A 24,700-nucleotide genomic window follows, 5' to 3' on the forward strand; every position below is an offset into this window, starting at 1 on the left:
CATGTCCACGGAACATAGATGTGGCCGTGAACATCGCATGCTCGTTCACCGTCACACGTGGGGCAATGCTCTTTTACTGGATCTTTCGCTTCTCTGGTCATTTTTCTCATTAGCTTCCGCTTTGTTATTTCATGTCTTATGGGCTGAGCTGAAAATAGACGGACAGTTCTGGCTCATTGCTTTTAAAAATTTCTATTCATGGGCCATCTGTCGATTTTATCCTGCAGAATGTGCAGGTTCGAAGAAGCAGCTGCAACGTCAAAAGCTAGTTTTTTGTTCAGGGCAGCAATACAATTTCCATACAACACAGATTTTGCACCCCAGCCCAGTCCCCCGGGCCGGGGCATCATATTCCCATAATTCCTCACTCCCTTACGCCGCCTTCAGCCCGCGCTTTTCCAGCAGCGCGTCAATGTCCGGGCCACGGCCGCGGAAGGATTTGTAGGCTTGTTCGGGGTCCTGGCGGCCGCCGGCGGAGTAGATGAAGTCGTGGAGGCGGGTGGCGGTGGCGGGGTCGAAGATGTTGCCGGTTTCCTCGAAGGCGCCGAAGGCGTCCGCGTCCATCACTTCCGACCACATGTAGCTGTAATAGCCGGAGGAATAGCCTTCGCCCGAGAAGGCGTGGGCGAAATGCGGGATGCGGTGGCGCATGATGATCTCGTCCGGCATGCCGATTTCCGCCAGCGCCGTCTTTTCATAGGCCGTGACATCAATGCCCGCCGGGTCCGCGATCTCGTGGAGATTGAGGTCGAGGAGGGCGCAGGCGGTGTATTCCACCGTGGCAAAGCCCTGATTGAAGTTGCGTGCGCCCAGCACCTTGTCGAGCAGCGCCTTGGGCATGGGCTCGCCGGTCTTGTAATGCACGGCAAAGCGGGACAGCACCTCCGGCTGGCTCAGCCAGTGCTCGTAAAGCTGCGAGGGCAGTTCCACGAAGTCCCGCGCCACGGACGTGCCGGAGATGGACGGATAGGTGACATTGGACAGCAGGCCATGCAGCCCGTGGCCGAATTCGTGGAAGAGGGTGCGGGCATCGTCAAAGGTCAGCAGAGCGGCCTCGCCATCGGCGCCCTTGGAGAAGTTCATGACATTGACAATGATAGGAGTGACCTCACCCTTCGCCCGGTGCTGCGAGCGGAAGGCGCTCATCCACGCGCCGGAGCGCTTGGAGGGGCGGGCGAAATAATCGCCGAGGAAGAGGCCCACATGCTTGCCGTCGCGGCCAAGCACCTCGAAGACGCGCACATCCGGATGATAGACCGGCAGGCCCTTCTTCTCCTCGAAGGTGAGGCCGAACAGGCGGGTGGCGGTGTCGAAGGCGGCTTCGATCATCTTGTCGAGCTGCAGATAGGGCTTCAGCTCCGCCTCATCGAGGTCATGGTCGCGCTTGCGCACCTTTTCGGAATAGTAGCGCCAGTCCCACGGGGCGATGGGGGCGTTGTTGCCCTCCGCGCGGGCGGCTTCCGCCAGCTTGTCGCGCTCGGTGCGGGCCTGCGCCACGGCAGGCGCCCACACGCGGGTCAGGAGGGCGCGCACGGCCTCCGGCGTCTTGGCCATGCAGTCGTCCAGCTTGTAGGCGGCATAATGCGGATAGCCGAGTAGCTGCGCCTTTTCGGCGCGCAGGGCCAGCGTGCGGGCCACGGTTTCGCGGTTGTCGGTCTCGCCGCCGGTCTCGCCACGTGCGGCCCAGGCCTTGAAGGCCTCTTCGCGCTTTTCCCGGTTGGTGGAGAATTGCAGGAACGGCTCGATGGAGGAGCGCGAGAGGGTGATCACATGCTTGCCCTCCAGCCCCCGGTCGCGGGCGGCGGCAGCGGCTGCGGCAAGCAGGAAATCGGGCAGGCCGGCGCGGTCTTCCTCCGTTTCCAGCACCAGCTGATAGCTGGATTCATCCTTCAGCACGTTCTGGGCAAAGCGGGTGCCGAGGGTCGCCAGCTCCTGGCCGATTTCGGCCATGCGGGCCTTGCCGGTCTCGTCCAGCCCCGCACCCGAGCGGGTGAAGCCCAGCTTGTAGCGCTCCAGCACCCGCAGTTCCTCAGCACTGAGGCCGAGGTCGTCGCGCCGCTCCCAAAGGTCAAACACGCGGGCGGCCAGCTTCGGGTTCAGCATGGTGTCGGAGCCGTGCCTGGCGAGCTTCGGCGCCATGTCGCGCTCGATGTCCTGCAGTTCGGCATTGGTGTGCGCGCCAGTCAGGTTGAAGAAGGTGCGGGCAACGCGGGACAGGTCCTCTCCAGCCGTTTCAAGGGCAATGATCGTATTGGAAAAGCTTGGCGCCTCTGCCTGATCTGCGATGGCGTTGATCTCCTTGCGTGCGCTCTGCATGGCCGTTTCAAAGGCCTCGCGGAAATGCGCCGGGGTGATGTCAGCAAAGGGCGGCAGGCCAAAGGGGGTGGACCAGACGGTGAGGAGCGGGTTTCCGGACATGAGATTTTCCAATGGTTGGCGGCAGGCGTTCTGCCTTCATATGGGGCAAGAGTTTCCAGATGCCAAATGCGGGCGGTTTCGGAGGGGGCCTTGTGTTTCGTAACCCTCTCCATCGTCACCCCGGACGGGAGCGGAGCGGAGATCCGGGGCCGGTGAGCCAAGGTATATCGGCTCTGGCGCTGGGGCGGTGCAAGCAGCGCCCGGGCTCACCGGTCCCGGCTCGCGCTGCGCTTGGCCGGGATGACGGAGGAGAGGGTGGGCGTGGGTTGCCAGCTGTTTCACCACATGCTCGTGCGGGCGCGTTCCGGCCATTCCTTGTCATAGGCCTCGCCGCCGACGCTGCCGTCCGACAGGCTGGCGAGGATCTGGCCCGGCGTTGGCAGGGTGCTGGAGTCCACATGGGCGGCGGCGTCCCACAATCCGGCGCGGATGATGGCGCGGGCGCATTGAAAGTAGATGGTTTCGATGGAAATGACGAGAACGGAACGCGGCCGCTTTCCCTCCATTTCCAGCCGGGTCAGCAGCGCCTCATCAATGCTGACAACGGCGCGGCCATTGACGCGCAGGGCGTTGCCATGGCCGGGAATGAGGAACATCAGTGCCACGCGCGGATCGCGCACCACATTGCGCAAGGAATCGATCCGGTTGTTGCCGCGCCGGTCGGGCATCAGCAGGGTGGTGTCATTCTCGATGATGACGCAGGAGCCCTTGTCGCCGCGCGGCGAACAGTCCAGCCCCTCCGGCCCGCTGGTGGCCAGCGCGCAGAAAGGCGCGGCTTCGATCAGGCGGCGGTATTCCGGCGTGATGCGCGGGCTTTCCTTGACGGTGGAGGCGGGCCCCGCAGTGCCATAGAGTTTTTCCAGATCGTCAATGCTGGTGATGATGCTCATCGTGCCGGTGTCCCTGATGCCTTTGCCGGGATACAGGTAATCCTGATCCGCCCGGCCCTGCCAGTGGTTTTCTGGTGGCGGGCCGCATTCTCAGTCTGGGGAAAGCCGTTGCAGACCATGGACCATGCCGCCGCAGAAGCAATGCCGCCGCTGGGCATCATCATGCTGGACACCGCCTTTGAGCGGCCGCCGGGCGATGTGGGCAATGCGGCGAGCTGGCCGTTTCCGGTGCTGTTCCAGACCGTCAGCGGTGCAACGGCGCGCAAGGTGGTGGGCGGGGATGATGCGGATCTGCTGGATGCTTTCGTGGCCGCCGGAGAGGCGTTGCGTGAGCAGGGTGCTGCGGCGCTCATCACCTCCTGCGGCTTTCTGGCGGCGCGCCAGCCGGTGCTGGCCGCCCGTCTGTCCCTGCCGCTGGCCACCTCCAGCCTGTTGCAGATCCCGGTGATCGCCAGTCTCCTGCCCAGGGGGCGAACGGTGGGTGTGATCACCTATGATGCTGGCTCCCTTGGTCCTGCGCATTTCGCTGGCGTGGGCGCAGATCCGGCAACGCCGGTTGCGGGCCTGCCGCAGGGTGGGGCGTTTCGCGCTCTGATCGAGGGCGGGGCGGCCTATGACGCACCCACACTTCAGGCGGAGCTGGAGGCGGTGGCGGCGCGGCTGATTGCGGAGCATCCCTCCACCGGCGCGCTCTTGCTGGAATGCACCAACCTGCCGCCGTTCTCGTCAGCCCTGCGCCAGCGCTTTGGCCTGCCGGTCTTCGACATCCTCACCCTCGGCCACTGGCTGCATCAGGCGGCCTGCGCGCGGATCTGAAGCGCTGAACCAGATTCTGCATTGGTTCAGCGCTTTCTCCTGTCTCCGGAGTCTGCCGTTACCGTTCGCCGTTGTGGGGTGAGGCGCGCGCGCCGGGGCGAAGCGTCAAACCATCTCCAGATTACCCGCGAAAATGATGGGCATTTGCACAGTCTTTGGGCGTGCCATTTGCTTAGCTTTGCCGCTTGACAGACTGCCGCATCGTCCAACAGGATGAACCAATCTTGAAAATGGTTCGTTCAATGGTCCAGACTGTGCCACATCCTGACAATGCCAATTACGCGCTGGAAAAGCTGCGCGACATGCTGCGCGAAGGTGACTTCGGTGCGGATGGAAAGCTGCCGACCGAACGGGCGCTTTCGGCGAAGCTCGGCCTCGGGCGGCGCGCCATCCGCCGTGCCCTCGAAGTGCTGGAGGCGGAAGGGGAAATCTGGCGCCGGCAGGGGGCGGGCACTTTTGCGGGGCAACGGCCCGGCGGCCTTGCGCAAGGGGTTGATGCGATTGTTGCGGGAACCGACTTCATGGAAATCATGGAGGTGCGCCTGCGGATTGAACCGCAACTGGCGCAGCTGGCGGCACTGCGGGCCAAGCCTGCGGAGCTGGCGCGCATGCGTGATCTTGCCCGGCGCATCAAGGAGAGTGATGACGCAGATGCCCGCGAGTTGTGGGACGGCGCCCTGCACCGGCAGATCGCCCAGAGCGCGCGCAACGGGCTGTTCCTCACCATTTTCGATGTGATCAACCAGGTCCGGCAGGATGAGGCCTGGCAGAACATCCGCGAGCGGGCCCGGACAGGCTCCGGTATCAGCATGGCCTATGCACAGCACGAGGACATCATCGCAGCGATTGCCGCGCGTGATCCGGCGAGAGCGGGAGAGGCGATGCGCCAGCACCTCCTGATGCTGCAGGAGCGCCTCATCCGCGCGACATCGCTCGACCACGAAACGCCTGCGCCAGACGCGGCTGACGAGGCAATTGCCTCCTGAGACTTCGCCGGGCGGAAACCGCCCGCAGCAGAGATCACCGGGCGGCCTCCGCCCCAAGCAGAAATCACCGGGCGGAAACCGCCCGGATGACGGGACAAGCCGGCGCAGACAAGCCGGTCCCTTGTGAGCCAACAGAACCAATGGAACAGAGGAGAATGGCATGACCCGACTTTTGCGCCTGACGACCGCGCTTGCCTTTGGGGCGCTTTCGGCGCTGCCCGTTGCCGCCGCCGAGCTGAAGATCGGCCTGCAGGATGATGCCGATGTGCTGGATCCGGCGCAGTCGCGCACTTTTGTCGGCCGCATCGTCTACACCGCCATGTGCGACAAGCTGGTTGATGTGTCGCCGGATCTGAAGATCATCCCGCAGCTGGCAACGGAATGGGCCTGGTCGGAGGACGGCATGGCCCTGACGATGAAGCTGCGCGAGGGGGTGAAGTTCCATGACGGCACGGACATGGACGCCGCCGCCGTGGTGGCCACCATCGAGCGCAACATGACGCTGCCCGAGTCCCGCCGCAAGAGCGAGCTGTCCTCGGTCGAGAAGGTCGAGGCAGCAGGGCCGCTGGAGGTCGTGTTCACCCTGAAGAAGCCCGACGTGACGCTGCTGGCCCAGCTTTCGGACCGGGCCGGCATGATCGTCTCTCCGGCAGCAGCTGAAAAGCTTGGGGCCAACTTTGGCTCCAGTCCGGTTTGCGCCGGGCCGTTCAAGTTTGTCGAGCGCATCCAGCAGGACCGGATCGTGCTGGAGAAGTTCCAGGACTACTGGAACAAGGACAATGTCTTCATCGACAAGGTCACCTATCTGCCGATCCCGGATTCCACCGTCCGGCTCGCCAACCTGCAGTCGGCTGACCTGGACATGATCGAGCGCCTTGCCCCCACCGATGCTGCGGCAGTGCAGGCGAATGCGAGGCTCACCTATGCGGATGTGGTCAACATCGGCTACATGGCGCTTTATGTGAATATCGCCAATGGCCCGCGCGCCGACAATCCTTTCGGCAAGGACAAGCGCCTGCGTCAGGCGTTCTCCCTGTCCATCGACCGCGATGCCCTGAACCAGATCGTCTATGAAGGCACGGCCGTTGGCGGCAACCAGCCGTTCCCGCCGAACAGCCCGTGGTTCAATGCCGCGCTTCCCGTTCCCGCCCGTGATGTGGAAAAGGCCAAGGAACTGATGCAGGAAGCCGGATACGACCGCGTACCCATCGAGCTTCAGGTCGCCAACAATCCGGTTGCCCAGCAGATGATGCAGGTGGTGCAGTCGATGGTGGCGGAGGCGGGCTTTGATGTCAGCCTGAAGTCGACCGAGTTTGCCACGCTGCTCGACGAGCAGACGCGCGGAAACTATCAGCTGTCGCGTTCGGACTGGTCGGGCCGTGTTGATCCGGATGGCAACATCCACCAGTTCATCACCTGCAATGGCGGCATCAACGACACCAAGTACTGCAATCCGGAAGTCGACCGGCTTCTGAACGAGGCGCGCGCCTCGACGGATGATGCCGTGCGCAAGGAAAAGTATGATGCGGCGAGCGTGATCCTCAACGACGATATGCCCATCATCTATCTCGGGCACCAGTCCTGGATCTGGGCGATGCAGAAGAATGTCACAGGCTTCGTTGCCTCGCCGGACGGCATGATCCGCCTTGTTGGCCTGAAAAAGGAAGACTGACGGAACCGCCCCCTTGCGGGGCTGGTTTCTGTGCGTCCACGGCGCTGCGGAGCCTCCTCCGCAGCGCTCCCCATCCCACCTGTGCCGTGAAGGATGGCATTCATGCCTGTCTATATTGCGAAGCGTCTGCTGGTCGCCATTCCGACGCTGCTGATCATTTCCATCTTCGTTTTCTCGCTGCAGAAGCTTCTGCCGGGCGATCCCGTCCTCGTGATGGCCGGGGAGGAGCGTGATCCTGCGGTTCTGGAAATGCTGCGGGAGAAATACCGCCTCAATGATCCGCTGCCGGTCCAGTATCTGACCTGGCTTGGCGGCGTCATGACCGGGGATCTCGGTGTATCCCTGCGCACCAATCAGCCGGTGACCGAACTCATCGCCCAGAAGCTGCCGGTCACCATTCAGCTTGCCGTCATGTCGATGATCTTTGCCTTCCTGATCGGCGTGCCGATGGGCATCCTGGCGGCGGTGAAGAAGAACACGGCCATCGACTATATCGCCAGCATCATAGCCCTCTCGGGCCTGTCGGTGCCCAATTTCTGGCTCGGCATCATGCTTATCCTGCTGGTGTCGGTGAATCTCGGCTGGCTGCCGGCCTCGGGCTTTGAATCGATCTTCGTGGACCCCGTCCGGTCGCTGCAGACGATGATCATGCCGGCCTTCGTGCTGGGCACCGCGCTGGCGGCGACGCTGATGCGGCACACCCGCTCGGCCATGCTCGGCGTCCTGTCGCAGGATTACATCCGGACGGCGCGGGCCAAGGGGCTGTCGCCGCGCGAAGTGGTGCTGTCGCATTCCTTCCGCAATGCGCTGCTGCCGGTCGTCACGCTGAGCGCGCTGCTGTTCGGCGAGCTGCTGGCCGGAGCCGTTCTGACGGAACAGATCTTCACCATTCCGGGCTTCGGCAAGCTGATCGTCGATGCCGTCTTCAACCGGGACTATGCGGTGGTGCAGGGCGTCGTCATGTGCACGGCGGTTGGCTTCATCGCAATGAACCTTGTTGCCGATGTTCTCTACGTCCTTCTCAATCCACGGCTGAGGGCAAGCCTATGACCGCGATCGAACAATCGTCCGTGGCGGCAAGGCCCGAAGGCAGCCGCTCCTGGAAGAAGCTGCGCGCAAGCCGCAGCGCGCTGACCGGGCTCATCATCATCTCCTTCTTTTCGGGGCTTGCCCTTCTTGCGCCGCTGCTGCCCATCGCCGATCCGGTGGCCACCAGCTGGTCGGCGATCCGCAAGGCCCCTTCGGCGGCCCATTGGCTCGGCACGGATGATCTGGGCCGGGATATCCTGTCGCGGATGATCTGGGGGGCAAGAGCCTCGCTGATGGCCGGTGTCTTTTCGGTGCTGATTGCCGTCGGCATCGGGGTGCCTCTCGGCATTCTGGCCGGCTATTTCGGCGGCTGGGTGGATCTCGTCATCTCGCGCGTCACCGAGGCGCTGCTGGCGCTGCCGTTCCTGATCATGGCCATCGCCCTTGCGGCCTTCCTCAGCCCGAGCCTCACCAATGCGATGATTGCGATTGGTCTGTCGGCCATGCCCATTTTCGTCCGGCTGACACGGGGGCAGGTGCTGGCGGTGAAGCAGGAAGACTATGTGGAAGGCGCCCGGTCTGTCGGCCTTGGCCACATGGACATCATGCTCCGCTACATCCTGCCCAATGTTACAGCGCCGATCATCGTTCAGGCGACGCTGACCGTTGCCACCGCCATCATTGCCGAGGCGAGCCTCTCGTTCCTCGGTCTCGGGCAGCAGCCTCCGGCGGCCAGCTGGGGCTCCATGCTGAATGTGGCGAAGAATTTCCTCTCACAGGCACCCTGGATGGCCATGTGGCCGGGTGCCGCGATCTTCCTTGTGGTGATCGGCTTCAACCTCCTTGGCGATGGCCTGCGCGATGCGCTGGACCCGCGCGAACACTGATTTGCAGAAGAAGGCAGAGACATTGACTGAGTTCACCACACGGCCGGAAATCCTCGGCACCTTCGGTGTTGTCACCTCGACCCACTGGATCGCCTCTGCGGTCGGCATGAGCATTCTGGAAAAGGGCGGCAATGCCTTTGATGCGGCGGTTGCAGCAGGTTTTGTCCTGCAGATCGTCGAGCCGCATCTGTGCGGGCCCGGCGGCGACATGCCGGCGGTCATCTATTCAAAGAAGACGGACAAGGTGGAGGTGATCTGCGCGCAAGGGCCAGCCCCGGCAGGTGCCACCATCGCGCATTACACCAGCGAAGGGCTGAAGCTGATCCCCGGTGACGGGCTGCTGTCCACCGTCATTCCCGGTGCCTTTGATGGCTGGATGCTGATGCTGCGCGACTATGGCACCCTGTCCCTGCGCGAGGTGCTGGAGCCTGCCATCTACTACGCCGAGCACGGTCATCCGATGCTGCCGCGCGTATCGGCGACCATCAAGGGGCTGGGTGATTTCTTCGAGAAGGAATGGCCGACCTCATACGAGACCTGGCTGCCCGGCGGCGCGGCACCCGAGCCGCATGCCAACTTCCGCAATCCGGTTCTGGCGGAAACCTGGAAGCGCATCATTGCGGAAGCGGAAGCAAAGACCGGCCGCGAAGAGCAGGTGGAGGCCGCACGTGATGCCTTCTACCGGGGCTTCGTCGCCGAGGCCATCGGCAACTATCTGAAGACGGCAGAGGTGATGGATGCGAGCGGTCAGAAGCACAAGGGCGTGCTGACGGCTGACGACATGGCGAACTGGAGCGCCACCATCGAGGCGCCGCAGACCTTTGATTACCACGACTGGACCGTCGCCAAGACGCAGGCCTGGGGGCAGGGGCCGGTGCTGCTGCAGTCGCTGGCGCTGCTCAAGGGCTTTGACATTGCCGCGATGGAGCCGGCCGGTCCCGATTTCGTCCACCATGTGGTCGAGGCGATGAAGCTCGCGTATGCGGACCGCGAGGTCTATTACGGCGATCCGAAATTCGGGGAAATCCCGGCGGAGTTCCTGCTTTCAGAAGGCTACAACAGCGAGCGGCGCAAGCTGATCGGGCCTGAGGCCTCGTTCGACCTGCGCCCCGGAACCGTGCCCGGCTACGAGCAGCAGCGCGATGCGACCATGGCCATGCTGGCCGAGTTCTCCGGCCGGGGCGCGGTCTATGAGCCGACCATGGCGCATCTGACCGAGAAGAAGGGCGATACGGTCCATATCGATGTGATCGACCGCTGGGGCAACATGGTGGCGGTGACCCCCTCCGGCGGCTGGCTGCAGTCATCGCCGCTGGTTCCGGGGCTTGGCTTTGCGCTCAATTCGCGCGCGCAGATGTTCTGGCTGAAGGAAGGGCTGCCCACCTCCCTTGCTCCTGGAAAGCGCCCGCGCACGACACTGACGCCATCCATTGCACTCTATCAGGGGCGGCCGACGCTGGCCTTCGGAACGCCCGGCGGCGACCAGCAGGATCAGTGGCAGCTGCCGTTCTTCCTGCGCTATGCCCATCACACGAAGAACCTGCAGGCGGCCATCGATGCGCCGCTGTTCCACTCCACCCATTTCCCCGGCTCCTTCTATCCGCGCACGTCCGAGCCCGGCCACATCATGGTGGAGGAGAGCTTCGGCGAGGCGGCAATTGCAGAGCTGCGCCGGCGCGGGCATCAGGTGACCGTTGCTGACAGCTGGTCGGTCGGGCGGCTGACGGCTGCGCGCCGCGATGCCGATGGCCTGCTGCGGGCGGCGGCAACGCCGCGCCTGATGCAGGCCTATGCGGTGGGGCGCTGAGCCATGACCTGGTCCATCGTTGCCCGTGATCCTGAAACCGGCCACCTCGGCATTGCCGTTGCCAGCCGCTTCTTTGCGGTCGGCAACGCCGTCCCCTACATGCGCGGCGGGGTAGGGGCCGTTGCCACGCAGGCCTTCGTCAGCCCGCTTTACGGGACAGATGGCCTGGCGATGCTTGGTGAAGGCAAGAGCCCGCAGGAGATCATCGAGTTTCTGACGGGACGCGATGACGGCGCCGAACAGCGCCAGATGCATCTGATCGACGCTCAGGGCCGCAATGCGGTCTTCACCGGCAAGAAATGCGTCGACTGGGCCGGGCATCTCCTCGAGGACAACGTGTCCGTGGCTGGTAACATGCTCGCCGGTCCGCAGGTGCTGGAGCGGACCCTTGCCGCCTACAGGGACCTGTCAGCCGCTCCCTTTGCCGAGCGGCTGCTGGGTGCGATGGATGCAGGAGAAGCGGCAGGCGGCGACAAGCGCGGCCGGCAGTCTGCCGCTCTCGTCATCTACCGCGATCAGGATCACGCCTGGCTCAGCATCCGCGCCGATGACCACGCTGAGCCGCTGCCGGAACTCTGGCGGCTCTACCGGGTGGCGCAGGAGCGTTACCTGCATGTGGCCGAGACCATGCCGACGCGGGAAAACCCGCATGGCCTCATCGACCGGACCGAAATCGACCGGAAAATCGCAAGCCTCGAAGCCGAACGGCAGGCGGCCGGACGTGCTTCTTCTTCCTTCGCGACGCCGTGGACACCGTCATGACCAATCCTGACCTGACCAGCCAGCCCGTTCTCTCCGTCCGCAACCTGACCACCGCCTTCCGCACGGATGGCGGCTGGAGGCCGGTGGTGCGCAATGTGTCCTTCGATGTCTCAGCCGGAGAGACGCTGGCCATCGTCGGGGAGAGCGGATCGGGCAAGAGCGTCACATCCCTGTCGGTCATGCGGCTGCTGGCGCCGAAGTCCAGCCGGATCGAAGGGGAGGTGGTGCTGAATGGCCGCAACCTTCTTGATCTGTCCGAAAAGGCGATGCGTGGCGTGCGCGGCAACGAGGTCTCGATGATCTTTCAGGAGCCGATGACCTCGCTCAATCCGATCTTCACCATCGGCCGCCAGATCTCCGAGGTGCTGACGCGGCACAAGGGCATGACCAAGTCCGCAGCCCGTGCCGAGACGATCCGCATGCTGGAGCGCGTGCGTATCCCCAATGCCGCCAGCCGTTTCGATGAATATCCGCACCAGTTTTCCGGCGGCATGCGCCAGCGTGTGATGATCGCCATGGCGCTTGCCTCCCGTCCGAAGCTGCTGATCGCCGATGAGCCGACGACTGCGCTCGACGTGACGATCCAGGGGCAGATCCTTGATCTGATCAAGGAGTTGCAGGACGAGGAGGGCATGGCGGTTCTCTTCATCACCCATGACATGGGCGTGGTGGCCGAGATCGCTGACCGCACCGTGGTGATGTTCCGGGGCGATGCGGTGGAGACTGGCCCGACTGCGGATATCTTCCATCGCGGCCAGCATCCCTACACCCGTGCGCTTCTGTCCGCCGTGCCGAGGCTCGGTTCCATGGAAGGCGAGGCGGCGCCCTTGCGGTTCCCGGTGGTGGACACGGCCACCGGCGTCATCACCGCACCTCCTGCTCCCGCAGCGCTTCCCGGGCACAGCCAGCCCGTGCTGCAGGTGAGAAACCTCGTCACCCGCTTCCCGGTGCGTTCCGGTCTCTTCAACCGGCAGACCGGCGCCGTGCATGCGGTGGAGAATATCTCCTTCGATCTGCGGCAGGGGGAAACGCTTGCCCTCGTGGGGGAATCAGGCTGCGGCAAGTCTACCACGGGCCGTTCGGTCATGCGGCTGATCGAACCGTCGTCCGGAGAGATCCAGCTCGATGGTTTTAACGTCCGGGAACTGGGGGCCGCGGAGCTCCAGCGGATGCGCAAGAGCGTGCAGATGATCTTTCAGGATCCGTTCTCCAGCCTCAATCCCCGTATGACGGTTGGCCAGGCTGTTGCGGAGCCTTTCCTCAAACACAAGCTTGGCGGCGTCCGGCAAGCGGCTGAAAAGACGGACTATCTGCTGGAGCGGGTGGGGTTGTCAGCATCCATGAAGAACCGCTATCCGCATGAATTCTCGGGCGGCCAGCGTCAGCGTATCGCCATCGCACGGGCGCTGTCACTGGACCCGAAGGTGATCGTTGCGGACGAAAGCGTGTCGGCTCTCGATGTGTCAATCAAGGCGCAGGTCTGCAACCTGCTGATGGACCTTCAGGAAAGCCTGGATCTGGCCTTTCTCTTCATCAGCCATGACATGGCCGTCGTGGAGCGTGTCAGCCACCGGGTGGCCGTGATGTATCTCGGCGAGATCGTCGAGATCGGTCCGCGCGCTGCCGTCTTTGAGAACCCGCAGCATCCCTACACGAAGAAGCTGATGGCGGCCGTGCCGGTGCCCGATCCGGCCCGCCGGGGCATTCGCCGCGGCATTGCCGCCGATGAACTGCGGAGCCCCGTGCGCGCCAATGGCTACCAGCCGCCGGTGCGGGAGTACCGGGAGGTTTCAGACGGCCATCTGGTGCAGGTGGCTTGATCAGTCGACGATGAAGAGCTTCGCCCCGGTGGTGGTGGAGGAGCGGTGCGGTTCGGCGTTGTCGGCCACCTGATAGCTCATGCCCGGATTGAGCAGAAAGGTGCGGCCATCCTCCAGCTCGGTCAGCAGTTCGCCCTCAAGGCACAGGAGGATATGGCCCTTGGTGCAACAGTGGTCGGCGAGATAGCCGGGGGTGTATTCCACCATGCGCACCCGGATGCCGCCGAAGTGGCGCGTGCGCCAGAAGGCGGCGCCGGTCTCGCCCTTGTGTTCCGTCCGCTCCACGGCATCCCAGTCCGTGGTGCCGAAGGGAATGCCGTTCATATGCATGGTACTGCCCTTGTCATTCTGGACGTGTCAGCGCGCCCGGTAGGCCCGCAGCATCGAATAGCTGTAGAGCGCCAGCGCCGACCAGATCAGCACGAAGGCGGAGAGCTTCACCGGGTTCATCGGCTCGCGGAACACGAAGACGGCGATGAGGAAGATGATCGTCGGCGTGATGTATTGCATCACGGCAATGGTCGAAAGCCGCAGCAGCTTGGCTGCATTGGCGTAGATCATCAGCGGAATGGCCGTGGCGATCCCGGCCGAGGCGAGAAGCCAGGTGTCCAGCTGGGTGCCATGGGTGAAGTGGCCGGTGCCGGAGCTTTCCAGCCAGAGGACGAAGGGCACGGCGGGAATGCTCAGCAGCGCCACCTCCAGGAAGAAGCCCTGATTGGGCCCCACCGGCAGCGTCTTGCGCAGGAAGGCATAGAAGCCCCAGCTGACGGTCAGCGTCAGCGAAATCCACGGCAGCCGCCCCGCATCCCATGTCAGGATGCCGACGGCCACGGCGACAAGTGCGATGGCGGCGATCTGCGTGCGCGACAGCTTTTCCTTGAGGACGATGGCGCCCAGCAAAATGCTGAAAAGCGGGTTGATGAAATAGCCGAGGGCACCCTCAATCGCCTGTCCTGAGCCGACCGCATAGACATAGGTGCACCAGTTGACGGTGATGAGGCTGGCGGTGAGTGCGGCCATGCCCATGGTGCGGGGTGAGCGCACGGCCGCTTTCAGATCTCCGATGCGCCGCGTTGCCAGCAGGATCAGGGCGGCGCAGGGGACGGACCAGACCACCCGGTGGGCCAGCACCTCGAAAGGCGAGATATGCCCCAGTGCCTTCAGATAGATCGGCAGCAGGCCCCAGAGGCCGTAAGCGGTGAGGGCATAGGCAAAACCCTTGGGGGTGTCGCCGGTCTGCTGCGGAACGGGGGGCGTGTCCATCGCCATGGGGCCTGACCTTGTCTTGTTGGGCTCCTTCCATAGGACGGAACCATTCCCGGTTCCAATTCATTCCACTTGTGTCTGCATCAATCATGTTCATGGCTGACGGAGGACGCCATCTTGCTGCCGGTTTTTCCGTGCTTTGCTGAAATGGCATGGTGTAAGATCAAATGCGTGGGCCATTGACGGTTCGAGAGGTTTCGCGGATGCGTAAGATTGCTTTTTCGATCGCCCTTGCCCTTGGGCTGCTTGGCGCTGGCGCTGCCAATGCCTGGACAGCGCAGGCAACGGCTGACCTGAACATGCGCTCCGGGCCCGGCACGGGCTATGCCCCGCTGCTGGTCATTCCCCGCGGCGCTGTGGTCGAGGCAGGAGCCTGCAGCAGCTGGTGTCAGGTGTTCTATGCCGGCTACCGGGGCTTCGTGAGTGCCCGTTATCTGGCGCCCGCAGGCGGTGGATACTATCAGCCCGTGCCGCCGCCGGTGGTCGTCGTGCCGCCGCCCTATTATCGTCCGGCACCGCCCCCCCGCTACCGTCCACCGCATTACCGTCCGCCGCACCACTACCGCGACAGGCCGCGGCATTATCACTGGGAGCGGTCCTGGTAAGCAGTTGCTGAGGTGGTGACATTCCATCGAATGTGCAGTTCTCCTGCACAGGTGGAGAGACAATACACCATAAGGTCCGTGGCTCTGTCTGCGGACCTTAATGCTGACCGGAGCCTGCTGGTGGGCTCGCCTGGCTCAGGGCTTTCCCAGCCGTGGCAACAGCTGTGGCAAACGGTGTCCGAAAACACCCAAAAGAAACCACATAAGCTGTGACTTCTGCCACAGTTCCGGACGCATTCTTCTCTAAATCATGTATCTGCAAATGGAGATTCGTCATGCCTGTTTCCCGGCTGGGACGGCATGTGAAAGGAGCACTGGAATGGCACTCAAGACAAAGGCCCCCTCAAACAGCCGCTCGCTTGCGCCGCACAGCGCGGCGCGAGGGCTGGCGCTGGGTCTGGGGCTGTCCCTTCTCGGCAGCGTTTCTGCCTTCGCCGCGGATCCGGTCGCCATGGTGCTGGACCGCTCGGAAGGCGTTCAGGCGTCTGCCTTTACCGAACTTTTCCCCGGAGATGCCGTGGCGCTGGGCAGCGAAGGCTATGTCGATCTGCTCGACTACACCTCCTGCCGCGAGGTGCGGGTGACGGGCGGAACGGTGACGGCCGTCAGCTCGGGGCTCGAAGTGGCCGAAGGCCAGGAGACGGAACTGCGTCCGGGCAACTGCCTGCAGCAGCAGACAACCAACGCCGATACCGACGCCAGCAAGGGGCTTGCCACGACCCTGCGCAGCGTGCGTCCGGAAAACAAGGTGGCTGCGTCCCTGATGCTGCGCTTCGGCGATGATCTGAAGGAGCGCTATGACAGCGTCATGATCTCCGTCGATGGCGGTGAGCCGAAGGAATACAAGCTCGACGACACCGCCCTGTCGGAAATGCCGTTGACGACGCCGGAAGATGCGGCTGCGGCCATGGCAGGCGGCACCGTGCGCAATTCCGTGCCGGTTGAGCTGATGTTCAAGCCGAAGGAAGGCGCAGGGGACGCTGAAGTGCGTCAGTTTACGCTCGACCCCTCGGGCGTTGGCCGCGATACTGCTGTTGTCGTGGTGAAATGAACTGAGCCGGGTGATCCTCGTTAAATGACCGGGTCCGGGCGGGCACAGACCGCCGCAACAGAACGTATCAGGCTGAAGGCCGCGATGGTGCTCATCGCGGCCGTGCTTGGTATTGTGTCCGGCTTTGCCTCGATCCATGCGATCTGGGAAGGCTGGATGACGGACCGGCTGCTGCAACTGCGCGCGGCTGCCGAACCCCTGCCGCAGGACCGGTTTCCGGTGGCTGTCGTTGGCCTTGACCAGGCGGCGCTGACGTCCAAACGGCTTGAGGCGATCCCGCGGGTGTTCATGTCCCAGGCCTTTGCCGAGGCGGGGTCCGGATTGTTCGAGGCGGGGGCAAAAGCCATCGGCCTCGATTTCGTTTTCGCCTTCAGCGCCGATTCCTTTGCGGACCCGCAGACAGGTGAGGCGCGGCTGCGCGGCTATGACCGCCAGTTCCTGCAGTTCCTGTATCAGAACCGGGGCCGTGTCGTCGTCGCGCGCACCTCGACCGGGGTGCCGCACCGGTCCATTTCGGCAACGGCCGGCAATGAGGGGGTGCGCTCCACCGAGATTTTCACCAGCAACGACGGAGTGGTGCGCCGCCACAGACCGGCGGTGCCGCTGGAGAACTCGCCTGCCTTTGTGGACGCCATGCTCTCGCTGATGGGCGCGAGTGTCGCCGAGCCCTACATGCCGCTTCCCGGTGCCCGGCTGGCCTCGACCGTGCCTTACCTGTCGCTGGTCGATGTGCTCGACATGATGGACAGCGAAGAGGGCCGGGCGAAGCTGCATGAATTTGCCGATGGCCGCGCCATTCTCTTCGGCAGCACCTTGCCGAATGAGGACGAGCATCTGTACCTCGACCGCTATCTGCCGCGGGAAGGCGTTCCGGGCGCGATCGAGGGGGCGATGGGCCGCCCGCCGGTGCGAAGCGCGACGTCCGGCGTCTTCATTCTGGCTGACCTGGTCGGCGCGCCGCTGACCGGCCGCTTTGCCACGGATGCGCCTTTGGCAGCCGTTGCGGGGCTGATCATCGCCTTTGCGCTTGCCGGTGCACTCGCCGGGTTGAACCTGCCGCTGCCGAGCCTGCCTTTCGTGGCAGCCGGGCTCATCGGCGGCGGCCTTGCCATTGCCTTTGCGGCATTGATGGGCGGCAGTGTCCTGCCCGCCGGCGCTGCGCCCTTTGCAGGCTTCATCGCGCTGATGGTGGCCGGTGTGGCGCAAGTTGCCGTGCTCAAGCGCCGCGAGCGTGAGCTGGTGCGCCTCTTTGGCCATTATCTGTCGCCGCAGGTGATCAAGACCATGGCCGAGCAGGAGCGCCTGTCGGATCTGGGCGGCGAAACCCGCCGCGTGGTCGTCGCCTTCATCGACATCGTCGGCTTCACCCGCATGTCGGAACAGCTGCCCGACCGTGAGGTGGTGAAGGTGGTGAACACCTGTTTCGAGGCCATCGGCGGTGAGATCACCCGCTTCGAAGGCTATATCGACAAATATATCGGTGACGCCGTGATGGCGATCTGGAACGCGCCGAATGACGTGGAGGCGCCTGAGCAGCACGCGGTGGATTGCGCCCTTGCGGTGGTTGCCATGCTGCCTGAGCTGCGCCGCCGCACCGGTCAGCCCGGACTGGATCTGCGCATCGCGATCAACGCAGGCCCCGCACTGGTGGGCGATATCGGCGGTGAGACGCGCCGTTCCTTCACCGTCATGGGCACCACCGTCAACACCGCCAGCCGCATCGAGACCATTGCCAAGGAAGCCGCCGTGCGCCTTGCCTTCAGTGGCTCGGTGGCGGAAGGCCTCAATGCCCCTGCGCTGCTGCCGCTCTGGAAAGGCACCTTGCGCGGCCTCTCCGTCGAGACGGAAGTGCTGACCCTCGACGATGCCGCACTCTTCATGGAAGAGAGCGGGCCGCGCCTGCTTCTGAGCGATGAAGACCCGGACCTGCCGGAAACCGGCATCCGCAGTGCAGCCATCTGAGGCCATCATGCAGGGCGCCCGGCGGTGTGCCTGAGGCTTGCATTTCTTCAATTCCCTGTTATCTATCGCGCAGCGGGCCGGGCCCCTCTGGCGATGCGCACTGAACTCCAAGAGCAGGCGCCTCGTGATGTCGGACCGCATCAAGTGCGCTTGATGCCATGCCCGGACTGCCGCCTCGCGGACAATCACGTGTCATGACACGGCGCCGTCACGCGAGTGAGGCAAATCTTGGATATCCTGTTTCTGCTGTTTCTCGACAAGCCGCTGTGGATGTGGCTGGTCTTCCTGTCTCTGGTCATTGCGCTGCTGGTGTTCGACCTTGGTGTCCTGCACAAGGACGACCACGAGATCGGGGTTGCCGAAAGTCTCAAGCTTTCGGCCATGTACATCATTCTCGGCCTCGCCTTCTCCAGCTTCATCTTCTGGCAGATGGGCGGGGAGGCGACCGCGCAGTATCTGACCGCCTTCGTGGTCGAAAAGACGCTGGCGATGGACAACATCTTCGTCATCGCGCTCATCTTCGGCTTCTTCGCCATCCCGCGCATCTATCAGCACCGGGTGCTGTTCTGGGGCATTCTGGGCGTGATCTTGCTGCGCGGCATCATGATCGGCCTTGGTGCCACCATCGTCGAGCAATATCACTGGGTGCTGTATCTCTTCGCCGCCTTCCTGATCTTCACCGGCATCAAGATGCTGTTTGCCGGCGACGAGGAGCACAAGATCGAGGAAAACGCGCTGATCCGCTTCCTGAAGCGGCGGCTGCCGGTGACGGACGAGATCCACGGCCACAGCTTCATCGTGAAGCAGAAGGACCCGGAAACGGGCCGCCTGAAGCGTTTCGTCACGCCGCTGCTGCTGGCGCTGATCGTGATCGAGATCGCCGATGTGGTGTTTGCGGTGGATTCGGTTCCGGCTGTCTTCACCATCACCACCGATCCTTATGTGGTCTACACCTCCAACATCTTCGCCATCCTCGGCCTGCGTGCGCTCTATTTCGCGCTGGCTGCCATCCTGCACCGCTTTGCCTATCTCAAATATGCGCTGTCGATGCTGCTGGTCTTCATCGGCTCGAAGATCTTCATTGCCAAGTTCATGGGCTGGCAGAAGTTCCCGCCGGAATGGTCGCTCGGGATCACCTTCGCGATCCTGGGCGCTGGAACCTTCTTCTCGCTCTGGAAGACGGGCAGAGCGGAGAGCCGTTAAGGCCCGGATTTTCCAGATATGTCCCGCCGGCAGATTGGCGCTGCCGGCGGGATTTTTGCTTGGGCAGGCCGGTTGCGGGGCTGGCCGCATGGCTCCTGATGCCGGGTCTTTCTGTGCCTCAGGCTCATTGGAGACCCATATGAGATCCACCCCAAATGTGCCGTTGCCCTGCGGGCTGGTCCGGCTCTAGATGGACTGGTGAAGCGGGAATCTGCCCCGCACAGAAAGCCGTGATGGGAGAAGATGCCTTGAACGCCCGTGCCCTCAGCAACGCAAGCATGCACCCGGCAGCAGCTGCTCCGGCTGCTTCTGTTGCAGTGCTTGAAGGTGATGCCAGCGGCTTTGCCGGTTTCGGCTTTCCGCGGCTGGCCGGGCATCTGGCTGCGGTCACAGCTCCGTGGATCGCCGCCGGGCTGCGGGTTGAAGGTCTTCCTGCCGGGCTTGCCTTCGGGCTGCTGCGAGGAGACGAGGCGCTTCTCTTGTCGCTGGTGGTCGCCGCACCCTTGCGCGGCCAGGGGCATGGCCGGAGGCTTGCGGCCTTGTTCGCCAGTGAGGCGGCCAGACGCGGTGCGCAGTGGGTTGATGTGGGCTTTTCCTCACGCATCGCCCACCGGGAGGCGCTGGCAGGCTGCCTGACCGCAGCCGGATTTCCCGCGCCGGAATTGCTGGAACTGATCACGACGGGCGAGGCGGGGGCGATGCTGGAAGCTGTGAACCAGTGGCCCAGCATGATGCGGCGCCTGCGGGATCCGGACAGCGCAAGTTTCGAGCCCTGGCGTCCGCTGGATGCGGCGGACCTTGCCGCTGTCAGGACGTTATCGCAGGAGCCGGGATACAGGCCCGGCATGGCGCCTGAGGCTGATCCTGAAACCTTTGACCCGGCCTGCTCCATCGCGGTGCGCCGGGAGGGGCAGCTGATCGGCTGGGTGGTGGCGGAGGGGCTGCCCGTGATCACGCTGGACGCTTACCGGAACCGGAAAGGCGTCAGCTACCGCTCGGCCTATCTGACGCAGAAGCTCTGGCATACAGGGCTGATGGTCGGCGCTTACAGGGCTGCCTTCGAGGCTCAGGTCAACGCCTATGGGCCTGATTCAATTGCCGTTTTTCACACAGGCATTCCGCGCATGGCGGCCATGGTCCGCCGCCGGTTCGGGCCGATTGCGCTGCAGGTGGACGAGCACTGGCGCACGAGGCAGCCGCTGGCCCCCCAGTCCCTGGGGCCAGCCTTAGGGTCAGGCTGTTCCGGATTTTTACAACAAGGAGAAGAGAAATGGAAAATATTGATCTGAATGCCCTTTTCGGTGTCGATACGGTCGAAAAGGTGCGCAAGCGCCTGAATGAGGATGCTGCCTTTCTGGCGGAAGCCCAGGCAGATCTGAACGCTGCCGTGAAAGCCCATTACGGCCTGGAACTGCCGGTTCCACTGGGTGTCTGTGAAGGTCCTGACGGCTGGACCGCCTGCTTCCTTCCCGGCGATGCCCTGGCCGACAGTGAACTGGACCTCGTGGCCGGTGGTTATCCTGCAAGGCCGTCGATGAAAGATCTTGGAAAGAATAACAAGATCAGTTTCGGCTAAGCAGCTTCAGCCGCCACCCTTGGAGAGCCGCAGGGTGGTATCAGCCTGAGCCAGAATGGCGGGATTGTGGGTCACGATCAGAACCCCGGTCCCGTCTTTCCGCAGGGCTTCGAGCAGCCGTGAAATCTGATCCGGATCAAGGCCGGTGACCGTCTCGTCCAGGATCAGGAAGTCAGGCCCGCGAGCCACGGCCCGGGCAATCAGCAGCCGCTGCACAAGGCTTTGCGGCACGACACCTTCGGCCACCAGCGTCTGTACGCCCATCGGCAGCGTGGCGATTTCCTCTTCCAGTCCGGTGACGCGCAGGGCGCGGGCGATGGCCTCGTCCCGGAGCGGCGCCATGCCCAGGATGGCGGCGCGGATCGTGTCGAGACTGATGCTTTCGTCCTGAAAGACGCAGCCGATGCGGCGCCGGTAGCTTGCCAGGTCGAGCTGGCCGAGTGGCTGGCCGTCCACCAGAATGCGTCCGCGTTTGGGGCTCTGGAAACCCAGAAGCAGCTGGATCAACGTGGACTTTCCGCAGCCGGATGGCCCGGTGAGGGCCGTGACCGCGCCGCGCCGCACTGTGAGGCTGACATTCTCCAGCACCTTTTCCGGCGCCTCATGATAGCGGAAACTCAGGTCTTCGCAGCGGATTTCTTCAATGGGCGCAATGGCGCCCGGCAAGGCAGCACTGGCCGTGCTGTCCTCCAGCCAGTTCAGCCCTTGCGGATTGTGCGGCAGAAGGGGACGGCTTGCCTGCACGGCGGCGGCGGCCAGTGTGGCTGCGGCGATTACCCCTCCTGCGATGGCAAGGGAGCCTTCCGGGCCTGCGGCAAGCCAGGCCGCAAGTCCCGCAGCTCCCGTCAGCAGGACTGCGAGGGCAGAGCGGCACGCGCCGAGCCGCAGGTGCCGCCGCTGCAGGGACCGGACCTCTGTCTCGATCCTTCCCGTCTTCTGCAACAGCCAGCCCGCTTCCCCCATCAGCCGCAACTGGGGCAGGGCGGCTGCGGCGAGGCTTGAAGTCTGCTGCAACTCCGCCGAGGGATGTTTCATCGCCGCTTCAAGGTGCAGCTCCTGCCGCATCAGCCAGAGCCGGAGGGCAAGTCCGGGCAGTATCACGGCAGCCGCTGCGGCAAGGGGGGCAAGGCCGGTGGCGCACAGCAGGCCGAGCGCGGGAAGCGCAAGGCCCAGCCCGGAAAGCCGCCCGCCCTTGCGCAGGCTGGCCTTGCGCGCCTCTATGACCTTGTTTGCAAGTTGATCCGCAACAGATGCCGCCGAGGGCTGGTTCAGCTGGGCTGGCGTGGCCCGTGCCAGCCGCTGCCAGATGGCGGAGGCGCTGGCCAGATCCGCGAGCCCAAGGCGGCGCAGATCCGCAGTCTGCCGAAGAGCCGCTGCAAGTGCACCGCCCGACGCCATCAGGGCAAGCCCGGCGCCTGCGGAGAGCGGGGAGGGGGCGAGGATGAGGGCAGCAGCAGGGGCATTGAAAGCCAGTCCCGCCAGCAGCGCGGCGCATGCTTCCTGCCACAGTGGAACGGCGCGTCCCAGCGGCGCAACAAGCGCGAGGGCTTGCGGCATCACATCGCCGGGGACCGGCGCATGGCCTCTGCGGCCATCGGCCTGCACCAGAACCGGCCTGCCATTGCGTGTGTCGATCACCTGTGCCCGGCCACTGTCCTGCGCAAAGACGATGATCAACCCGCCATCCAGCAGGGGCCATTGCTGCCTGCCGTCTGATGAGGGCATCAGCCGGACGCGGCGCAGAAGCAGTCCTTCATCCAGTGCGGCACGGCGCAGATCCTCTTCGCCGGTATGGTCCGCCTGTGCGGCAAGGCGGGCAAGGCGCTGTGCGGTGTCAGGCATCGCGGCCTCCCAGCGTGAGGGTGTGAGTGACCGTGCCCGCCGTCAGTGCCCTTGCGCCGCTGAGGACAAGGGCCATGCCGGAGGCGGTCAGCCGCTGGCGCAGGCGCTCTTCCAGATCCGTTTCCAGCGCATCCAGGGTCTCGTCCAGCACCAGAACCTGCGGGCGGCGCAGGAGGCTGCGGGCGATCATCAGCCTTCGCAATTGCCCGCCACTGAGGCCGGGGCGTGCAGGCGTGAGCATCAGCGCAAGGCCGCCGCGCGGGGCCAGCACCGGCCACAGCTCCACCGTTTCGAGCGCGGCCATCAGGTCAGCATCTGCCAGGCCGCTTTGGCCGAGCCGCAGATTGTCCGCCACGGTGCCTGCGAAAGGCGGCAGGGGCCGGTCTTCATGCAGAACGAGGCCGGGCCATTGTGCCGCTGCAGCGCTGATGGGTGCGCCGTTCAGCGATATGTCTGCGCCCGGCATCAGCTCAAGTCCGGCGATGGCGCGCAGCAGACACGACTTGCCGCTGCCTGCAGGTCCCGTCACGGCCAGCGTTTCACCGGGCCCGAGGACAAGGGTTTCCTCGTCAAGGCGCAGTGTCAGTTCGGCGGAGGCCGGACGCGGCAGGACTTCGGCTGTTTGCGGGCGCGTGCCGTCCTTCAGGTCGCGCAAGGTGGCAGCCAGGGCGCGCAGCTGCGTCAGCGCCGGGGCAAGCCCGCTCAGCTTTCCGGCCTGCCGGTGCAACGTGGCGGCGAGAAGCGACAGCCCCAGAACGCTGCCAGCCGTGGCGCCTGCAAGACCGTGCAGGGCGGAGGCGCCAAGTGAAACCAGAAACAGAAGCGTCTGCAAGGCGTTGAGCCTTGCCATTCTGCCGCCCGACTGCTGCGCCTGATCAAGGCTGACCGCATGGGAACCGGCAAGGCGCAGCGCCAGCTCATCACTGCGCCCGCCGCAAAGCCATGTTTCGATTCCGGCAAGCATCGCTGGCGGTGGAACGGCAGGCGGCGTTTGAGCCAGCTCTTCCAGCGAGCCTTCCATCCGCGACAGCAGCGTGCCCCGGCGGTTTGTCATGGCGAGGGTCAGCAGCGCTGCGCCAAGGCCGCAGAGGCCAACCGCGAGCCCTGAAAGGCCGAAACCCATGCCAGCGGCGAGGGCCAGAAGCAGAAGGCCGGGGGCATCGGCCATGCGCGAGGCCCGGCAGCCTGCGGCATCGGCAACTGCAGGCAATGTCATCAGGTTCGCCGTCTGGTCCGGCGTGCGGCGGGCAAACCAGTCCAGGTCCTGCGTGGCCATGAAGGCGCCTGCCTGATGCTCCACCCCCTGCGCCAGAGCGCGGCCCGCCGCTTGCCCTGCCCGGTGGCGGGCAAGAGCCGCCGCGCAGACGCCTAGCCCGGCAGCGGATAACAGCAGCAGCGGCGTTGTGGTCTGCGTCAGGGCTGGGCCGTGACTTGCGAGCAGAAATGCCGTCAGCGCCACCGCTCCCTGCAGCGTCAGGGTAGCAAGCGCAGCCAGAGCAAGACCCTTCCGCATGGGACGGAGCAGGGCGGCGAGCGGATGCTGTTCCCGTCTTCCTGCCCCAGCAGAGCGCAGCGGCTGCACCGTCAGGATGATGCCGGTGTAATCTTCGGCAAATTCGTGGAGCGGCAGCACCAGAGGGCCGCAGCCGGGGTCGTTGATGCGCACATGACTGTCCGTCACCGCCTCGATCACGACGAAATGGATGAAGCGGCTGTGGGCGATCACGGGCAGCGGCTGGCGGCGCAGATCTTCCAGCGTCCGGCGGTAGGCCGCTGCGTGAAAGCCGTTCTGCTTCGCCAGCGTGATCAACTGGCGGGCGGTGAGACCAAGCCGCGTCGAGCCCGCCTGCTGGCGCAGAGCCTCCAGCGTTACCGGACTGCCGTGATGGGCGAGCAGGATCGCCAGCGCCGCGATCCCGCATTCGGAGGTTTCGCCCTGCCGGATATCCGGCGTGCGGAAAACCCGGTTCTGACGGTTTTTCTGGCGGCTTTTCTGGCGGTTTCGCAATCGGGACAGAAGGGGCAGCATGGCGGGGCCGGACAGTCTGCAGCACGGCGGCTGGTGGGCTTTCGGGTCAAGGTCCGGGCAAGGAGTTGGTGCCTGCTTC

The 24,700-nt window shown here is 64.4% G+C and carries 20 protein-coding genes; 14 read left to right on the forward strand and 6 right to left on the reverse strand.

Features of this window, described 5'->3' with window-relative positions:
* Positions 1 to 372 precede the first annotated feature (372 nt).
* Positions 373 to 2,418, reverse strand: a complete 2,046-nt coding sequence (locus tag IF10I1_RS08325; RefSeq protein ID WP_186424438.1) for a M3 family metallopeptidase — start codon at positions 2,416 to 2,418, stop codon at positions 373 to 375.
* A gap of 278 nt (positions 2,419 to 2,696) precedes the next feature.
* Complete coding sequence (locus tag IF10I1_RS08330; protein ID WP_186424439.1) at positions 2,697 to 3,308, reverse strand: pyridoxamine 5'-phosphate oxidase family protein; 612 nt, start codon at positions 3,306 to 3,308, stop codon at positions 2,697 to 2,699.
* A gap of 117 nt (positions 3,309 to 3,425) precedes the next feature.
* Here IF10I1_RS08330 and IF10I1_RS08335 point away from each other — a divergent pair, with 117 nt between their 5' ends.
* The 8 genes from IF10I1_RS08335 to IF10I1_RS08370 all read left to right on the forward strand — a co-directional run bounded on the left by IF10I1_RS08335 (position 3,426) and on the right by IF10I1_RS08370 (position 13,087).
* Positions 3,426 to 4,124, forward strand: a complete 699-nt coding sequence (locus tag IF10I1_RS08335; protein ID WP_244293697.1) for an aspartate/glutamate racemase family protein — start codon at positions 3,426 to 3,428, stop codon at positions 4,122 to 4,124.
* Positions 4,125 to 4,366: 242 nt separating this feature from the next.
* The gene (locus tag IF10I1_RS08340; protein WP_186424440.1) at positions 4,367 to 5,110 is read left to right on the forward strand and encodes a FadR/GntR family transcriptional regulator; all 744 of its coding nucleotides are present in this window, start codon (positions 4,367 to 4,369) and stop codon (positions 5,108 to 5,110) included.
* A gap of 160 nt (positions 5,111 to 5,270) precedes the next feature.
* Positions 5,271 to 6,782, forward strand: coding sequence for an ABC transporter substrate-binding protein (locus IF10I1_RS08345; protein WP_186424441.1), 1,512 nt, complete (start codon positions 5,271 to 5,273; stop codon positions 6,780 to 6,782).
* A 102-nt stretch (positions 6,783 to 6,884) separates the two neighbouring features.
* Positions 6,885 to 7,832 carry an ABC transporter permease gene (locus IF10I1_RS08350; protein ID WP_186391873.1) on the forward strand — a complete coding sequence of 316 codons (948 nt, stop codon included), beginning with the start codon at positions 6,885 to 6,887 and terminating at the stop codon, positions 7,830 to 7,832.
* Positions 7,829 to 8,698, forward strand: a complete 870-nt coding sequence (locus IF10I1_RS08355; RefSeq protein WP_186391872.1) for an ABC transporter permease — start codon at positions 7,829 to 7,831, stop codon at positions 8,696 to 8,698. Before IF10I1_RS08350 ends, IF10I1_RS08355 begins: the two co-directional genes overlap by 4 nt.
* Before the next feature lie 22 nt (positions 8,699 to 8,720).
* Entirely contained in the window at positions 8,721 to 10,505 is a 1,785-nt protein-coding gene (locus IF10I1_RS08360; RefSeq protein WP_186391871.1) for a gamma-glutamyltransferase family protein, read from the forward strand.
* Positions 10,506 to 10,508: 3 nt separating this feature from the next.
* Entirely contained in the window at positions 10,509 to 11,267 is a 759-nt protein-coding gene (locus IF10I1_RS08365; RefSeq protein ID WP_186391870.1) for a DUF1028 domain-containing protein, read from the forward strand.
* Positions 11,264 to 13,087 (forward strand): ABC transporter ATP-binding protein, encoded by a 1,824-nt coding sequence (locus IF10I1_RS08370; protein WP_244284640.1) that lies wholly within the window; start codon positions 11,264 to 11,266, stop codon positions 13,085 to 13,087. Before IF10I1_RS08365 ends, IF10I1_RS08370 begins: the two co-directional genes overlap by 4 nt.
* Here IF10I1_RS08370 and IF10I1_RS08375 read toward each other — a convergent pair whose 3' ends face one another.
* Together IF10I1_RS08375 and rarD are read right to left on the reverse strand one after the other, a co-directional pair.
* Positions 13,088 to 13,417 carry a DHCW motif cupin fold protein gene (locus IF10I1_RS08375; RefSeq protein WP_186391869.1) on the reverse strand — a complete coding sequence of 110 codons (330 nt, stop codon included), beginning with the start codon at positions 13,415 to 13,417 and terminating at the stop codon, positions 13,088 to 13,090.
* Between the two features lie 27 nt (positions 13,418 to 13,444).
* Positions 13,445 to 14,356 carry an EamA family transporter RarD gene (gene rarD, locus IF10I1_RS08380; RefSeq protein ID WP_122520301.1) on the reverse strand — a complete coding sequence of 304 codons (912 nt, stop codon included), beginning with the start codon at positions 14,354 to 14,356 and terminating at the stop codon, positions 13,445 to 13,447.
* A 200-nt stretch (positions 14,357 to 14,556) separates the two neighbouring features.
* Here rarD and IF10I1_RS08385 point away from each other — a divergent pair, with 200 nt between their 5' ends.
* The 6 genes from IF10I1_RS08385 to IF10I1_RS08410 all read left to right on the forward strand — a co-directional run bounded on the left by IF10I1_RS08385 (position 14,557) and on the right by IF10I1_RS08410 (position 20,750).
* A complete protein-coding gene (locus IF10I1_RS08385) occupies positions 14,557 to 14,958 on the forward strand; it encodes an SH3 domain-containing protein (RefSeq protein ID WP_164477578.1) in 402 nt (133 codons plus the stop codon).
* A 319-nt stretch (positions 14,959 to 15,277) separates the two neighbouring features.
* Positions 15,278 to 16,009 (forward strand): hypothetical protein, encoded by a 732-nt coding sequence (locus IF10I1_RS08390; protein WP_208977165.1) that lies wholly within the window; start codon positions 15,278 to 15,280, stop codon positions 16,007 to 16,009.
* A gap of 24 nt (positions 16,010 to 16,033) precedes the next feature.
* Positions 16,034 to 17,971, forward strand: coding sequence for an adenylate/guanylate cyclase domain-containing protein (locus tag IF10I1_RS08395; protein ID WP_186424442.1), 1,938 nt, complete (start codon positions 16,034 to 16,036; stop codon positions 17,969 to 17,971).
* A 228-nt stretch (positions 17,972 to 18,199) separates the two neighbouring features.
* Entirely contained in the window at positions 18,200 to 19,174 is a 975-nt protein-coding gene (locus IF10I1_RS08400; RefSeq protein ID WP_186391867.1) for a TerC family protein, read from the forward strand.
* 248 nt (positions 19,175 to 19,422) lie between these two features.
* Entirely contained in the window at positions 19,423 to 20,463 is a 1,041-nt protein-coding gene (locus IF10I1_RS08405; RefSeq protein WP_186414982.1) for a hypothetical protein, read from the forward strand.
* A complete protein-coding gene (locus IF10I1_RS08410) occupies positions 20,445 to 20,750 on the forward strand; it encodes a hypothetical protein (protein ID WP_050472807.1) in 306 nt (101 codons plus the stop codon). Before IF10I1_RS08405 ends, IF10I1_RS08410 begins: the two co-directional genes overlap by 19 nt.
* A gap of 6 nt (positions 20,751 to 20,756) precedes the next feature.
* Here the strand turns inward: IF10I1_RS08410 and IF10I1_RS08415 are convergent, their stop codons facing one another.
* Positions 20,757 to 22,592, reverse strand: coding sequence for an ATP-binding cassette domain-containing protein (locus IF10I1_RS08415; RefSeq protein ID WP_186414981.1), 1,836 nt, complete (start codon positions 22,590 to 22,592; stop codon positions 20,757 to 20,759).
* Positions 22,585 to 24,621, reverse strand: a complete 2,037-nt coding sequence (locus tag IF10I1_RS08420) for a cysteine peptidase family C39 domain-containing protein (RefSeq protein WP_186391864.1) — start codon at positions 24,619 to 24,621, stop codon at positions 22,585 to 22,587. Before IF10I1_RS08420 ends, IF10I1_RS08415 begins: the two co-directional genes overlap by 8 nt.
* Positions 24,622 to 24,700: the final 79 nt, after the last annotated feature.

This window comes from Pannonibacter sp. I15F10I1 (assembly GCF_900185665.1).
Classification (GTDB): domain Bacteria; phylum Pseudomonadota; class Alphaproteobacteria; order Rhizobiales; family Stappiaceae; genus Pannonibacter; species Pannonibacter indicus.